Below are 15,541 nucleotides of genomic sequence, written 5' to 3'. Positions count from 1 at the left end.
ACTGAAACCTACAAAGCTGACAAAGCAGCTTATGAGGATGAAAAAGTCCGAATTGAACAAGAAAATAAGGAGCTGATACAGGCCTACGAAGGTGCCAACCAAACTGGGAAGGAGACAAATGCTTGGGTTGATACCAAAGTTAATGACCTAAAATCTCAGTATGCAGATGCTGATGTGACAGTAAATGAACAAGTAGTTTCATCAGGAAATGGGACAGCTGTACTAGACTATACAAACTATGGCAAGGCTGTTGAAACCATTCAATCAACTAACGAACAAGCTGTAGCGGATTATCTAACAAAGAAAACCAAGGCAGATGATATTGTTGCGAAAAATCAGGTCATTCAAAAAGAAAATGAAGCTGGACTTGCTAAGGCAAAGGCAGATAACGAAGCCATTGAAAGGCGTAATCAGGCAGGTCAAGCAGCTGTAGATGCTGAAAATCGTGCAGGTCAAGCTGCGGTGGATCAGGCTAATCAGGAGAAACAACAATTAGTTTCAAATCGAGTAGCTGAGATTGAAGCCATTACAAAACGCAATCAAGAAAAAGAAGAAGCTGCCAGAAAAGAAAATGAAGCGATTGATGCCTACAATGCCAAAGAAATGGAACGCTATCAACGTGACTTAGCCGAGATTTCAAAAGGTGAAGAAGGTTATATATCTGAAGCCCTTGCTCAAGCTCTCAACCTCAATAATGGTGAGCCCCAAGCACAACATGGAGCCATTACCCGAAATCCTGATCAGATCATTTCAACTGGCGATGCCATGCTGGGTGGGTACTCAAGAATTTTAGATTCCACGGGCTTCTTTGTCTATGATAGCTTCAAAACAGGTGAGACCCTTAGTTTTAACTATCAAAATCTTCAAAATGCAAGATTTGATGGGAAAAAGATTAGCCGTGTGACTTACGATATTACCAACCTTGTATCACCAGCTGTAACTGATGCCGTGAAATTGGTTGTACCAAATGATCCTACCGAAGGCTTTATCGCCTACCGAAATGATGGAAATGGTGACTGGCGAACAGACAAGATGGAGTTTCGTGTAGTTGCAAAGTATTTTTTGGAAGACGGTTCACAAGTAACTTTCTCAAAAGAAAAACCAGGTGTCTTCACGCATTCTTCCCTCAATCATAATGACATTGGTCTAGAATATGTCAAAGATTCATCTGGGAAATTTGTGCCGATTAATGGCTCAACCGTTCAAGTGACTAATGAAGGTCTTGCACGTTCTTTGGGTTCCAACCGTGCAAGTGATTTGAATTTACCTGAGGAATGGGATACCACATCAAGTCGTTATGCTTATAAAGGAGCTATTGTCTCAACAGTTACATCAGGCAATACCTATACAGTCACCTTTGGGCAAGGTGATATGCCACAGAATGTTGGCTTGTCATACTGGTTCGCCTTAAATACCCTACCAGTTGCACGTACAGTAACACCGTATAGTCCCAAACCTCATGTAACGGTGGAATTTGAACCCATTCCAGAACCTATTACGGTAACACCAGATATCTATATTCCAAAAACCTTTACTCCAGAAAAGCCTGTAACCTTTACGCCAAAGCCTTTGGAAGAAGTGGTGCAGCCTAGTCTAACTTTGACCAAGGTAACCTTACCTGTCAAACCTATTCCAAAAGAACTTCCAACACCGCCACAAGTACCCACTGTCCATTATCATGCGTACCATTTGACGACAACTCCAGAGATTATGAAAGAAGTGGTCAATAGTGACCAAGCTAATCTTCATGAGAAAACTGTCGCAAAAGATTCAACGGTGATTTATCCCTTAACAGTTGATGCCTTATCGCCCAATCGTGCCCAAACGACTAGTCTCATTTTTGAAGACTACTTGTCTGCTGGTTACCTATTTGATAAGGAAACTACACAAAAAGAGAATGGAAACTATGTCCTTAGCTTTGATGCGACTAAGAATTTTGTGACCTTGACCGCAAAGGAAAACTTGTTGCAGGAGGTAAATAAAGATTTAACCAAGGTTTATCAACTGACCGCTCCAAAACTCTATGGTTCTGTTCAAAATGATGGGGCAACCTATTCCAATAGTTACAAACTCCTTTTGAACAAGGGTACAACCAATGCTTACACAGTCACTTCAAATGTTGTAACGGTTCGTACACCAGGTGATGGGGAGACAACCACACTCATTACACCAGATAAAAACAATGAAAATGCGGATGGTGTCCTCATAAATGACACGGTCGTAGCCCTTGGCACAACCAACCACTACCGATTGATTTGGGATTTGGACCAGTATAAGGGAGAGCGTTCTGCTAAAGAGACAATTGCATGTGGATTCTTCTTTGTGGATGATTACCCAGAGGAAGTGCTTGATGTGGTGGAAAATGGGACTGCTATCACAACTCTTGATGGTCAGAAGGTATCAGGGATTACGGTTAAAACCTATGCTTCCCTAAATGAAGCTCCTAAAGACCTTCAAGATAAATTGGCTCGTGCTAAGATTACACCGACAGGTGCCTTTCAAGTCTTTTTGCCGGATGATAACCAAGCCTTTTATGACCAGTATGTTCAAACAGGAACTTCTTTAGCTCTTTTGACCAAAATGACGGTGAAAGATAGTCTCTACGGTCAGACAAAGACCTATACAAACAAGGCTTATCAAGTTGATTTCGGCAATGGCTATGAAACCAAGGAAGTGACCAACACCCTTGTTTCTCCAGAACCCAAGAAACAAAACCTCAATAAAGACAAAGTAGACATCAATGGGAAGCCCATGCTAGTGGGAACTCAAAATCACTATACTCTCTCATGGGATTTGGACCAATATCGAGGGATTAAAGCAGACAACTCTCAGATTGCACAAGGTTTTTACTTTGTGGATGATTATCCAGAAGAAGCTTTATTGCCGGATGAAGCAGCTATTCAGTTTATCACATCTGATGGCAAAACAGTTTCAGGAATCACGGTGAAGGCTTATTCTCAATTATCAGAAGCTCCTAAATCTTTACAAGAAGCCCTTTCTAAACAAAAACTTCAGCCTAAAGGAGCTTTTCAAGTTTTCATGCCTGAGGACCCACAAGCCTTTTTTGAATCTTATGTGACCAAGGGGGAGAATATTACCATTGTCACTCCGATGACGGTTTTGGAAACCATGCTTAATTCAGGGAAGTCTTATGAAAACGTGGCTTATCAGGTGGACTTTGGGCAAGCCTATGAAACCAACACGGTGACCAATTTTGTCCCTAAAGTAACTCCACATAAGTCTAATACCAATCAAGAAGGTATTTCAATTGATGGAAAGACTGTTCTTCCGAATACGGTCAATTATTACAAAATTGTACTGGATTACAGTCAATACAAGGACATGGTCGTGACGGATGATGTTCTTGCCAAGGGATTTTACATGGTAGACGATTACCCAGAAGAAGCCCTTACCCTAAATCCTGATGGCATTCAAGTTTTGGATAAGGCTGGCAATCGTGTATCTGGTATCTCTGTCAGCACCTACGCTAGTTTGTCAGAAGCTCCGGAAGTCGTCCAAGATGCCATGGCTAAACGTCAGTTTACACCTAAAGGAGCCATTCAGGTCCTTAGTAGCGATGATCCCAAAACCTTTTATGAGACCTATGTGAAGACTGGTCAAACCTTAGTTGTCACGCTTCCGATGACGGTAAAAAATGAGTTGACCAAAACAGGTGGTCAGTATGAAAATACAGCCTATCAGATTGATTTTGGCTTGGCCTATGTCACGGAAACAGTGGTTAATAATGTTCCAAAATTAGACCCACAAAAAGATGTGGTAATTGACTTGTCTCATAAAGATGAGAGCCTTGACGGGAAAGAAGTGGCCTTGTATCAAACCTTTAACTATCGCTTGGTTGGAGCATTGATTCCAAGCAATCGTGCGACTGATTTATTTGAATATGGTTTTGAAGATAACTATGATGAAAAGCATGATGAGTACAATGGTGTTTACCGCAGCTATCTGATGACGGATGTCAGCCTCAAAGACGGTTCAGTCTTAAAAGAGGGAACAGAAGTCACGAAATTTACCTTGCAACAGGTAGATACAGAAAATGGCCTCGTGTCAATTTCATTTGATAAATCCTTCTTAGAGACTATCTCTGATGATTCAGCCTTTCAGGCAGATGTTTACCTTCAAATGAAATGGATTGCGTCTGGTCAGGTGGAGAATACCTATCTCCATACAGTGAATGGCTATGTCATCAGCTCAAATACAGTTGTAACACATACACCTCAACCTGAAGAACCAAGTCCAAATCAACCCACACCACCTCAACCACCAATTGAGACTATTGAACCGCCTGTTCCAGCTAGCGTTTTGCCAAATACAGGGGAACAGTAATCCCTTTTGGGCTTGATTGGAGCTGGTATTCTACTTGGTACGGCTTATGGACTGAAGAAAAAGGAGGAGAAGTAGATGAATCCAAAAACTATTTATGAAAAGGATTCAGACCAAGATGGTTTGACAGATGCTCAGGAACTAGCTTTGGGAACCAATCCGCAGTCTGTTGACACAGATGGTGATGGTCAAGCTGATTTAGAAGAGCTACACTCTGGATATTCACCACTAGTCCCACAAAAGGAGTTGTGCGATGACTTGGAACTTTGACACCATGAAAGAGGCTTTGTCTGAAATGGAGAAGGTCGATTACCAAGAGTTTATCAAGGCCTTTCTCTCTTTGGAATTAAGTATTTCTGATAGAACAATCCTCAATCAGGTTTATCAAGATTATATGGATGAGGATGACCTATCCTTGATTAGTGATGAGCTACGAGTTAAAGTGGATAGTTATCAGGATGAAGTACAGGCAGATATGACTGACATTCTAGAAAAGTTGTACCGAACAGGGGAAGGCTCTAGTTTTATTATGGATCTGATGTCTTCAAATAGTCTTTCAGACACCTTGGAACAGTATGAGGTTTTGGATAGTGACGATTATTCACCACTTAGCCTTGAAACCTTACAGGACATGATTCAACAGGACTTGGCTATTTCCAGCCAGGATTATTTTGGAGATTTGGTTCACCTTGCCTTGCAAAAAGATTTACTAGACCAGAAAAGTCATTTCTTACAACACTATGTGTCAACTGTAATGGAAGGTATTCCACAAGAAAGAGACCAACGAGCCTTGGTCCTAGATTAACACAAAGGGCTGAGAAACACTCTCAGCCTTTTTAAAATGGGAGGGAATAATGAATCAAGAAGTCTTACTACAAATGATGAGAGCAACCATTCCTCGTGATAGAGCCTTGCTTGAAGCGTTTTTATATTACCAAGCAGAGCATTTTGATGAGGAGTGGGATAGTCTCGTTTATCAGTTTATGACCAATAGGCAGGAATTCAAAAGACCTGTTCAGGTACTTCACTTTGAGACAGATGTTTCAGCTTTTGTTCAGGCTAGTCCTTATGATACTGCTCATGATCTATTGACCTATACACAAGTATTCGGCCAAACTGGTCTCCAAAAACTTGACAAACTATCGACGTCTGAAAAAGACTTGGTGATTGAAGTGGCCTTGTTCAATCTGGCCACTCGTTTTCAACTATTAGACTCAAATGGACACTACCAAACTATTTCACCAGATTCTCTATTACAAAAGAGTAGGGGAGCTAATTTGGTCAATGTTTATCGTGTGGCTAATAATTTAGCGGATCGGATCAGCCGAGATATTGAACAGTTTCTCTTGACTTACGAGCCTGAGCTTGAAACAAGAGCTGATGAAACTGTTGATGAGCATAAAACAAGTGTTCAGCAGGCAATATCTTTTCGAGAAAAGGGCACTCTGGTTATTGCTAGTTTGGATGTAGATTTATCTCAACTGGATGTTCAAACAGGAAAAACCAGTCATCTGCCAGCCTATGAAGAGTTGTCATTACGACGTAAATTTGAGATTCTAACATATTTTGACCAAATTCGAAATGAACGTTCCAAAGTCCCAAGTTTTAGACGAGGTGATTTTGATACTGAGATGGAAATGACACCAGTTTTTGATGGAGAGGAGTTACTCGCCTATCTAGAGGCTGATGGTAGTCCCTATGAGCTGAAACGAACGATGACCACAGTCGAAGAAAAGGAATTAGAAAAAATTGGACGAGCCATTAGGATAGAAAATCAAGAAAAATTGACTCAGCTAGGGATTGAGCTATCTCAGTTTGAATCAGACCAAGTCGGTATTTTATTGGATGCGGCAGGTCGTTTTCGTTTGAAAAATGCGGACCTTGCTTTACTAGGTGGCTATCCCAAAGCCTCGGTAACTCAACTAGCCCTTGCGACAGAACTACTCCAAATGGGATTGAGTCATGAAAAGGTTGAATTTTTCTTTGGTAGCCAGCTTTCCATTGAAGAGCTGCGACAAGTTGCCTACGCCTTTTTACACCAAGAACTTAGCAGAGAAGACGCGGAGCAATTTGAAAAAGATAAAGGCAATCAGCCAGATTTAACCCTCAGAGATTGGAAGAACAAGCTAGAGAAAGCTGAGGGAAAAGAAGTAGTTGATGAAGCGTTTGAGGTAAATCCACTTGTTCAGATGGTTTTGGACAACTATCCGCTTGGGACGTTGGTTTCCTATAAAGGACAGGACTTTGAAGTGACGTCGGTCAGCGATGCACGATTAAATGGTTTGATTCGAATTGAGTTGGTTAATGATTTCTCCGATATCATTGAACAAAATCCAGTTCTTTATTTGAGAACATGGGAGGAAATTAGTCAGGTGATTCATATCCCAAAGCCAGAACCAAAAGTAGAGTTGGACGAACCAGACCAAGAGTTGAATCTTTTTTCATTTCTGGAAGAGGAAACAAGTCAATCCGTTAATGAAGCTGTTCAGAACATTGGAGTTTTGGATCCAGATGGTTCAGAAAAAGGTCATAACGATACTGATCTTGAAGATACAGATAATCAAAATCCTGAAGAGGAGGTAGTCGAAATAATTCCAGATAGTCCAGTAACAGACTTCCATTTTCCAGAAGATTTGACGGTCTTCTATCCTAAGACTGCTAGAGATAAGGTTGAGACAAACATAGCTGCTATTCGTTTGGTGAAAAATCTAGAAGTAGAGCACCGCAATGCTTTACCAAGTGAACAAGAACTCCTTGCCAAGTATGTAGGCTGGGGTGGACTAGCCAATGAATTTTTTGATGACTATAATCCAAAATTTTCTAAGGAAAGAGAAGAACTGAAAAGCCTAGTCACAGATAAAGAGTATTCGGATATGAAACAGTCCTCTCTGACAGCCTATTACACAGACCCTGCCCTTATCCGTCAGATGTGGGATAAGTTAGAAAGAGATGGCTTTACAGGTGGCAAAATCCTAGATCCTTCCATGGGAACAGGGAATTTTTTTGCGGCGATGCCCAAACACTTAAGAGAAAAGAGTGAGTTATATGGTGTGGAATTAGATACTATTACAGGAGCTATTGCCAAACACCTTCATCCAAATAGTCACATTGAAATTAAGGGCTTTGAGACGGTGGCTTTTAACGACAATAGTTTTGATTTAGTGATTTCAAATGTTCCCTTTGCCAATATACGAATTGCGGATAACAGGTACGATAAGCCTTACATGATTCATGACTACTTTGTCAAAAAGTCACTTGATTTGGTCCATGATGGTGGACAAGTAGCGATTATCTCTTCCACAGGAACTATGGATAAGCGAACAGAAAATATTTTACAAGATATTCGTGAGACAACTGAATTTCTTGGTGGGGTTCGACTGCCTGATTCTGCCTTTAAGGCCATTGCAGGAACGAGTGTCACATCGGATATGTTATTCTTCCAGAAACACTTAGACAAGGGATATGTGGCAGACGACTTAGCCTTTTCAGGTTCTATTCGCTATGTGAAGGATAGTCGCATTTGGCTCAATCCTTATTTTGATGGGGAATACAATAGCCAAGTGCTAGGAACCTACGAGGTCAGAAATTTTAATGGCGGAACACTTTCTGTTAAGGGGACTAGTGATGACTTGATTGCAAGTGTTGAAACAGCTCTACATCAAGTAAAAGCCCCAAGAAAGATTGATAGAAATGAGGTCATCATTAACCCAGATGTGTTGACCAAACAAGTCATTGATACCTCCATTCCAGCTGAAATGAGGGAGAATCTAGGTCAGTACAGTTTTGGTTATCAGGGTTCTACGGTCTACTATCGAGATAATAAAGGCATTCGAGTCGGAACTAAGACGGAAGAAATCAGTTACTATGTCGATGAAGAGGGCAACTTCAAAGCATGGGACACCAAACATTCCCAAAAACAGATTGATAGATTTAATAGCTTAGAAGTTACAGATGGCACTGCTCTGGATGTCTATGTGACCGATGATGCAGCTAAACGCGGACAATTTAAGGGGTATTATAAAAAGACAGTTTTCTATGAAGCTCCTTTGTCTGATAAAGAAGTGGCAAGAATCAAAGGAATGGTCGATATTCGAAATGCTTACCAAGAGGTCATTGCCATTCAACGCCATTATGACTACGATAAGGGGACCTTTAACCATTTGTTAGGCAAACTCAATCGTACCTATGATAGCTTTGTCAAACGCTATGGGTATTTGAATAGTGCTGTGAACCGCAATCTTTTTGATAGTGATGATAAGTATTCACTTCTTGCTAGTTTGGAAGATGAAAGTCTGGATCCAAGTGGAAAGTCTGTTATCTATACCAAATCCCTTGCCTTTGAGAAGGCTCTAGTGCGTCCTGAAAAAGAGGTTAAAAAGGTACATACTGCCCTTGATGCCTTAAATTCCAGTTTAGCAGACGGTCGTGGTGTTGATTTTGCTTATATGATGTCCATTTATCAGGTTGATTCTAAGGCAGTTTTGATCGAGGAATTAGGGGACTATATTATGCCAGATCCAGAAATGTATTTGAGAGGTGAGTTGACTTATGTTTCTCGCCAAGACTTTCTGTCCGGTGATGTCGTTAGCAAGTTAGAAGTGGTGGACCTACTCGTCAAACAAGACAATCGTGACTTTAACTGGACGCATTATGCAGGACTTCTAGAAGCGGTTAAACCAGCACGTATTACCTTGGCAGACATAGATTATCGGATTGGTTCACGCTGGATTCCCTTGTCTGTTTACGGAAAATTTGCCCAAGAAACCTTTATGGGGAAAGCCTATGAACTGTCAGACCAAGAAGTAGCAACAGTCCTTGAAGTCAGTCCCATTGACGGGGTTATCACTTACCAATCTAAGTTTGCCTACACCTATTCCAACGCAACGGATAGGAGTTTAGGTGTCCCTGCTTCACGCTATGATAGTGGTCGAAAAATCTTTGAAAACCTCCTGAATTCCAATCAACCAACGATCACAAAACAAGTTGTCGAAGGGGATAAGAAAAAGAATGTGACGGATGTAGAGAAAACAACAGTCCTGCGTGCCAAGGAAACGCACCTACAAGAACTCTTTCAAGATTTTGTAGCAAGGTATCCAGAAGTTCAACAGATAATTGAAGACACCTATAACAGTCTCTATAATCGTACAGTATCAAAGACCTATGATGGTAGCCATTTAACCATTGATGGACTTGCCCAGAATATATCCTTACGTCCTCACCAAAAGAATGCCATTCAACGAATTGTCGAGGAAAAACGTGCCCTACTAGCTCATGAAGTTGGTTCAGGTAAAACACTTACCATGCTTGGGGCAGGATTCAAACTGAAAGAACTCGGAATGGTAAATAAACCACTTTATGTGGTGCCGTCTAGTCTGACTGCTCAGTTTGGTCAAGAAATCATGAAATTCTTCCCAACCAAAAAAGTCTATGTGACCACTAAGAAAGACTTTGCCAAAGCCAAACGTAAGCAGTTTGTGTCTCGGATTATTACAGGGGATTATGATGCGATTGTCATTGGGGATTCCCAGTTTGAGAAAATACCGATGAGTCGTGAAAAACAGGTCACCTATATCAATGACAAACTTGAGCAACTCAGAGAAATCAAGCTAGGAAGTGATTCTGATTATACGGTGAAAGAAGCGGAGCGTTCGATTAAGGGATTGGAGCACCAGTTGGAAGAACTCCAAAAACTAGAGCGAGATACCTTTATCGAATTTGAAAACCTTGGCATTGATTTTCTCTTTGTGGATGAGGCTCATCACTTCAAGAATATCCGACCAATCACTGGACTTGGGAATGTAGCCGGCATTACCAACACGACTTCAAAAAAGAACGTAGACATGGAGATGAAGGTGAGACAGGTTCAGGCAGAGCATGGAGATAGAAATGTCGTTTTTGCGACAGGAACACCAGTTTCTAACTCTATTAGTGAACTTTTCACCATGATGAATTACATTCAACCTGATGTTTTAGAGCGATACCAGGTATCCAATTTTGATTCATGGGTTGGGGCTTTTGGGAATATTGAAAACTCTATGGAACTAGCCCCGACAGGAGATAAGTACCAACCCAAGAAACGGTTCAAGAAATTTGTCAACCTTCCTGAACTCATGCGAATCTACAAGGAAACTGCCGATATTCAGACCTCAGATATGCTTGATTTACCTGTACCTGAAGCTAAGATTATTGCGGTGGAAAGCGAGTTAACGCAAGCTCAGAAATACTATTTAGAAGAACTGGTAGAGCGTTCAGACGCTATCAAGTCAGGTAGTGTTGACCCAAGTAGAGATAATATGTTAAAGATAACCGGGGAAGCTAGAAAACTAGCTATTGATATGCGGTTGATTGATCCTGTTTATACCTTATCAGATAATCAGAAAATCCTTCAAGTGGTTGATAATGTCGAGCGAATCTACCTTGAAGGAGCAGGAGAAAAGGCTACCCAGATGATTTTCTCAGATATTGGAACGCCTAAGAGTAAGGAAGAAGGCTTTGATGTTTACAATGAATTGAAAGACCTTTTAGTGGATAGAGGGATTCCCAAAGAAGCAATAGCCTTTGTCCATGACGCCAATACTGATGAGAAGAAAAACTCACTGTCTAGAAAGGTCAATAGTGGAGAAGTACGGATTCTCATGGCTTCTACGGAAAAAGGGGGAACGGGTCTAAACGTGCAATCACGCATGAAAGCTGTCCACCACTTAGATGTTCCCTGGCGTCCTTCTGATGTAGGACGGATTTTGCGGACATTCAAAATAAAAAAGAATGTGGAGGTAACAGACAATGGCAAAGACAATTTTTGAGGAAATGGGCGGCAAATACGAAAGGCAAGGCGATTATTTAATACCGTGCTTAACTGTACCCGCCGAAGAAGAACAGCCGATAGGCATCTGGGGACAGCGGCATTTGGATTATCTGAAGCATCACTGCAAAGTTACATACACCAATCTTCTTACAAGCGGCAGACTTAACGCTTACCTTGCCGACATTGACAGACAGGCACAGGAACGCTTTGAAAGGCTCATAGAGGGTATGAAACAGGCACAGGGCATAACGGAACAGCTAAAGGCAGAAAACGCCTTAGAATGGACAGGATGCCTCAATAACATAAGGGCTTGTGCGAGGGAGATTGTGGAAAAGGAAATTATTTTTGCATAAACAGATGATTAGTGGCAGGGGGAAATCCTGCCGCTTTTTCTGCTTTAGTTTGTCAGGTTGACAAATAAAGGGTTAAGGAATATAATTAGATTCAGTATTATACAAGGAGTTAATAAATATGCGGCAAGGTATTATTAAATAAACTGTCAATTTGATAGTGGGAACAAAAAGTAGCAGTCCCGTTTCACTTTTAATATGGGGCTTAGTTTTTTGTACCCAGTTTAAGAATACTTTTATCATGTAATTTTATATGCCCGAAAACATATAAGTGTTTTGGGGCTATTGGAGTTATTTACCCAGTGATAGGAGTATTTATCACTGGGTATTTTTATGCCCTTTTTTGGGTGTTGATAGGAGGAAAATCACATGAAAATAATTAACTTAGGCATTCTGGCTCACGTTGACGCAGGAAAGACAACATTAACGGAGAGTTTATTGTATACCAGTGGTGCAATTGCAGAACCAGGGAGCGTAGATAAAGGCACAACAAGGACAGATACAATGAATTTGGAGCGTCAAAGGGGAATCACTATCCAGACAGCAGTGACATCTTTTCAGTGGGAGGATGTAAAAGTCAACATTATAGATACGCCAGGCCATATGGATTTTTTGGCGGAAGTATACCGTTCTTTATCCGTATTAGACGGAGCAGTATTATTAGTTTCTGCAAAGGATGGCATACAGGCACAGACCCGTATACTGTTTCATGCACTACAGACAATGAAGATTCCGACAATTTTTTTCATCAATAAAATTGACCAAGAGGGGATTGATTTGCCAATGGTATATCAAGAAATGAAAGCAAAGCTTTCTTCGGAAATTATAGTGAAGCAAAAGGTTGGGCAGCATCCCCATATAAATGTAACGGACAATGACGATATGGAACAGTGGGATGCGGTAATTATGGGAAACGATGAACTATTAGAGAAATATATGTCAGGGAAACCGTTTAAAATGTCAGAACTGGAACAGGAAGAAAACAGGAGATTCCAAAACGGAACGTTATTTCCCGTTTATCACGGAAGCGCTAAAAACAATCTGGGGATTCGGCAGCTTATAGAAGTAATTGCCAGTAAATTTTATTCATCAACGCCTGAAGGTCAATCTGAACTATGCGGGCAGGTTTTTAAGATTGAATATTCAGAGAAAAGGCGGCGTTTTGTTTATGTGCGTATATATAGCGGAACATTGCATTTGAGGGATGTTATTAAAATATCTGAAAAAGAGAAAATAAAAATCACAGAGATGTGTGTTCCGACAAACGGTGAATTATATTCATCCGATACAGCCTGCTCTGGTGATATTGTAATTTTACCAAATGATGTTTTGCAGCTAAACAGTATTTTGGGGAACGAAATGCTGTTGCCGCAGAGAAAATTTATTGAAAATCCTCTCCCTATGCTCCAAACAACGATTGCAGTAAAGAAATCTGAACAGCGGGAAATATTGCTTGGGGCACTTACAGAAATTTCAGATGGCGACCCTCTTTTAAAATATTATGTGGATACTACAACGCATGAGATTATACTTTCTTTTTTGGGGAATGTGCAGATGGAAGTCATTTGTGCCATCCTTGAGGAAAAATATCATGTGGAGGCAGAAATAAAAGAGCCTACTGTTATATATATGGAAAGACCGCTTAGAAAAGCAGAATATACCATCCACATAGAAGTCCCGCCAAATCCTTTCTGGGCTTCTGTCGGGTTGTCCATAGAGCCGCTCCCTATTGGAAGCGGAGTGCAGTATGAAAGCAGAGTTTCACTTGGATATTTAAATCAATCGTTCCAAAATGCGGTTATGGAGGGGGTTCTTTATGGCTGCGAGCAGGGGCTGTATGGATGGAAAGTGACAGACTGTAAAATCTGTTTTGAATATGGATTGTATTATAGTCCTGTAAGTACCCCCGCAGACTTTCGGCTGCTTTCCCCTATCGTATTGGAGCAGGCTTTAAAAAAAGCAGGGACAGAACTATTAGAGCCATATCTCCACTTTGAAATTTATGCACCGCAGGAATATCTCTCACGGGCGTATCATGATGCCCCAAGGTATTGTGCAGATATTGTAAGTACTCAGGTAAAGAATGACGAGGTCATTCTGAAAGGAGAAATCCCTGCCAGATGTATTCAAGAATACAGGAACGATTTAACTTATTTCACAAATGGGCAGGGAGTCTGCTTGACAGAGTTAAAAGGATACCAGCCAGCTATTGGTAAATTTATTTGCCAACCCCGCCGCCCGAATAGCCGTATAGATAAGGTTCGGCATATGTTCCACAAGTTAGCTTAACAGCTTGCAAAAGTCATATAAAATGAGATTTGAAAGGATTAGAGACTAATATTATTAAATCAGTAGCAGAGAAATTATCCTCTCTGTCTTATATAGAAGGTATTGTTTTAGGTGGTTCACGTGCAAGGGGCACCCATACAGAGGATTCGGATATAGATATCGGCATCTATTACAATTCAGAATCATTTGACATAAATACTATTAATCAATTCGCTACAAAGCTGGATGATGAGCATAGAAATAACCTTGTTGTACCTCCCGGAGCATGGGGTGATTGGATTAATGGCGGCGGATGGTTAGTCATAAACGGGTATCATGTGGATTTAATTTTACGTGATATTAAACGTGTGGAACAAATAATGAAAGATACAGAGCACGGAATTGTTACTGCCAATTATCAGACTGGGCATCCCCATGGTTATATTAGTGCAATGTATCGAGGAGAATTAGCGATTAGCAAAATACTATATGCTAAGAATGAAAGCTTATGCGAATTAAAAAAACAGGCAGAAACTTATCCCAATGCTTTGCAGAAAAGTTTAGTTAACTTTTTTATGTTTGAAGCAGGGTTCTCTTTAATGTTTGTAAAAGCAAATTCGGGAACAGACGATAAATATTATATTGCGGGTCATGTTTTTCGTATAGTTTCATGTTTAAATCAAGTGTTATTTGCATGTAATAATGCTTATTGTATCAACGAAAAGAAAGCTATAAAACTGCTTGAAACTTTTGAACATAAACCTGAAAAATATACCGAGAAGGTAAATCATATTTTTGAAGTACTCGGTATCTCACTTTTTGAATGCTACGACATGACCGAGAAGCTTTATAATGAAGTGAATGAAATTGTATCGGAGATAAATAACTTTTTAAACGAGGAGAGTTCAGATGAAAGAAAACAAATATGATGATAATATATTTTTTCAAAAATACAGTCAAATGAGTCGCTCGCAGAAAGGACTGGCTGGTGCGGGAGAATGGGAGACTTTGAAAAAGATGCTACCTGATTTTAAGGGTAAGCGTGTGCTTGATTTAGGATGCGGCTATGGATGGCACTGTATATATGCGATGGAAAACGGTGCTTCCTCTGTAGTAGGTGTTGATATTTCTCATAAAATGCTCGAAGTAGCAAAAGGAAAAACCCATTTTCCACAGATTGAATATGAATGCTGTGCCATAGAAGATGTGGATTTCCCAGAGGAGAGCTTTGATGTAATACTAAGTTCGCTTGCGTTTCATTATGTAGCAGACTATGAGAATTTAATAAAAAAGATATATAGGATGCTGAAGGCTGGTGGCAATTTAGTTTTTACAGTTGAACATCCTGTTTTTACTGCTCATGGAACACAAGACTGGTATTATAACGAAAAAGGAGAAATACTGCATTTCCCGGTGGACAATTATTATTATGAGGGCAAACGGACAGCTATGTTTTTGGAAGAAAAGGTTACAAAATATCATAGAACACTGACCACATATCTAAATACACTGCTTTCAAATAGTTTTATAATAAATCAGATTGTGGAGCCACAGCCGCCAGAGAACATGATGGATATTCCGGGGATGGCGGATGAAATGCGACGCCCAATGATGCTGATTGTATCGGCAAAAAAGAAGATGTAATAATATAGAAAAAATAAACGAGGAGTATGTAAATGAGATCAGAAAAAGAAATGATGGATTTAGTACTTTCTTTAGCAGAACAGGATGAACGTATTCGAATTGTGACCCTTGAGGGGTCACGCGCAAATATTAA

Annotated in this window: 8 protein-coding genes and 1 pseudogene; all 9 read left to right on the top strand. The window is 40.4% G+C overall.

Annotation, left to right across the window (positions count from 1 at the left end; genetic code table 11):
- A pseudogene (locus ACVRWY_RS08800) lies at positions 1 to 4,419 on the top strand (SspB-related isopeptide-forming adhesin); the annotation flags it as partial.
- On the top strand, positions 4,420 to 4,611 hold the full coding sequence (locus ACVRWY_RS08795; protein ID WP_074390206.1) for a calcium-binding protein: 192 nt from the start codon (positions 4,420 to 4,422) through the stop codon (positions 4,609 to 4,611). It begins immediately after the preceding pseudogene.
- The gene (locus tag ACVRWY_RS08790) at positions 4,595 to 5,146 is read left to right on the top strand and encodes a hypothetical protein (RefSeq protein ID WP_354369702.1); all 552 of its coding nucleotides are present in this window, start codon (positions 4,595 to 4,597) and stop codon (positions 5,144 to 5,146) included. The genes ACVRWY_RS08795 and ACVRWY_RS08790 overlap by 17 nt, the downstream gene beginning before the upstream one ends.
- A gap of 49 nt (positions 5,147 to 5,195) precedes the next feature.
- Complete coding sequence (locus tag ACVRWY_RS08785; protein ID WP_354369701.1) at positions 5,196 to 11,144, top strand: helicase-like domain-containing protein; 5,949 nt, start codon at positions 5,196 to 5,198, stop codon at positions 11,142 to 11,144.
- Positions 11,125 to 11,499, top strand: a complete 375-nt coding sequence (locus tag ACVRWY_RS08780) for a TnpV protein (protein WP_001140406.1) — start codon at positions 11,125 to 11,127, stop codon at positions 11,497 to 11,499. The genes ACVRWY_RS08785 and ACVRWY_RS08780 overlap by 20 nt, the downstream gene beginning before the upstream one ends.
- 366 nt (positions 11,500 to 11,865) lie before the next feature.
- On the top strand, positions 11,866 to 13,785 hold the full coding sequence (gene tet(O) / locus ACVRWY_RS08775; protein WP_000691759.1) for a tetracycline resistance ribosomal protection protein Tet(O): 1,920 nt from the start codon (positions 11,866 to 11,868) through the stop codon (positions 13,783 to 13,785).
- Positions 13,786 to 13,814: 29 nt separating this feature from the next.
- Positions 13,815 to 14,693, top strand: coding sequence for a nucleotidyltransferase domain-containing protein (locus ACVRWY_RS08770; protein WP_027974273.1), 879 nt, complete (start codon positions 13,815 to 13,817; stop codon positions 14,691 to 14,693).
- A complete protein-coding gene (locus tag ACVRWY_RS08765; RefSeq protein ID WP_000662263.1) occupies positions 14,674 to 15,408 on the top strand; it encodes a class I SAM-dependent methyltransferase in 735 nt (244 codons plus the stop codon). Before ACVRWY_RS08770 ends, ACVRWY_RS08765 begins: the two co-directional genes overlap by 20 nt.
- Positions 15,409 to 15,440: 32 nt before the next feature.
- Positions 15,441 to 15,541: aminoglycoside 6-adenylyltransferase (locus tag ACVRWY_RS08760; RefSeq protein ID WP_172442351.1), on the top strand; the 101-nt coding region annotated here is incomplete at its 3' end.

This window comes from Streptococcus porcorum (genome assembly GCF_053203725.1).
This window is presented reverse-complemented; position numbering and strand designations above follow the sequence as displayed.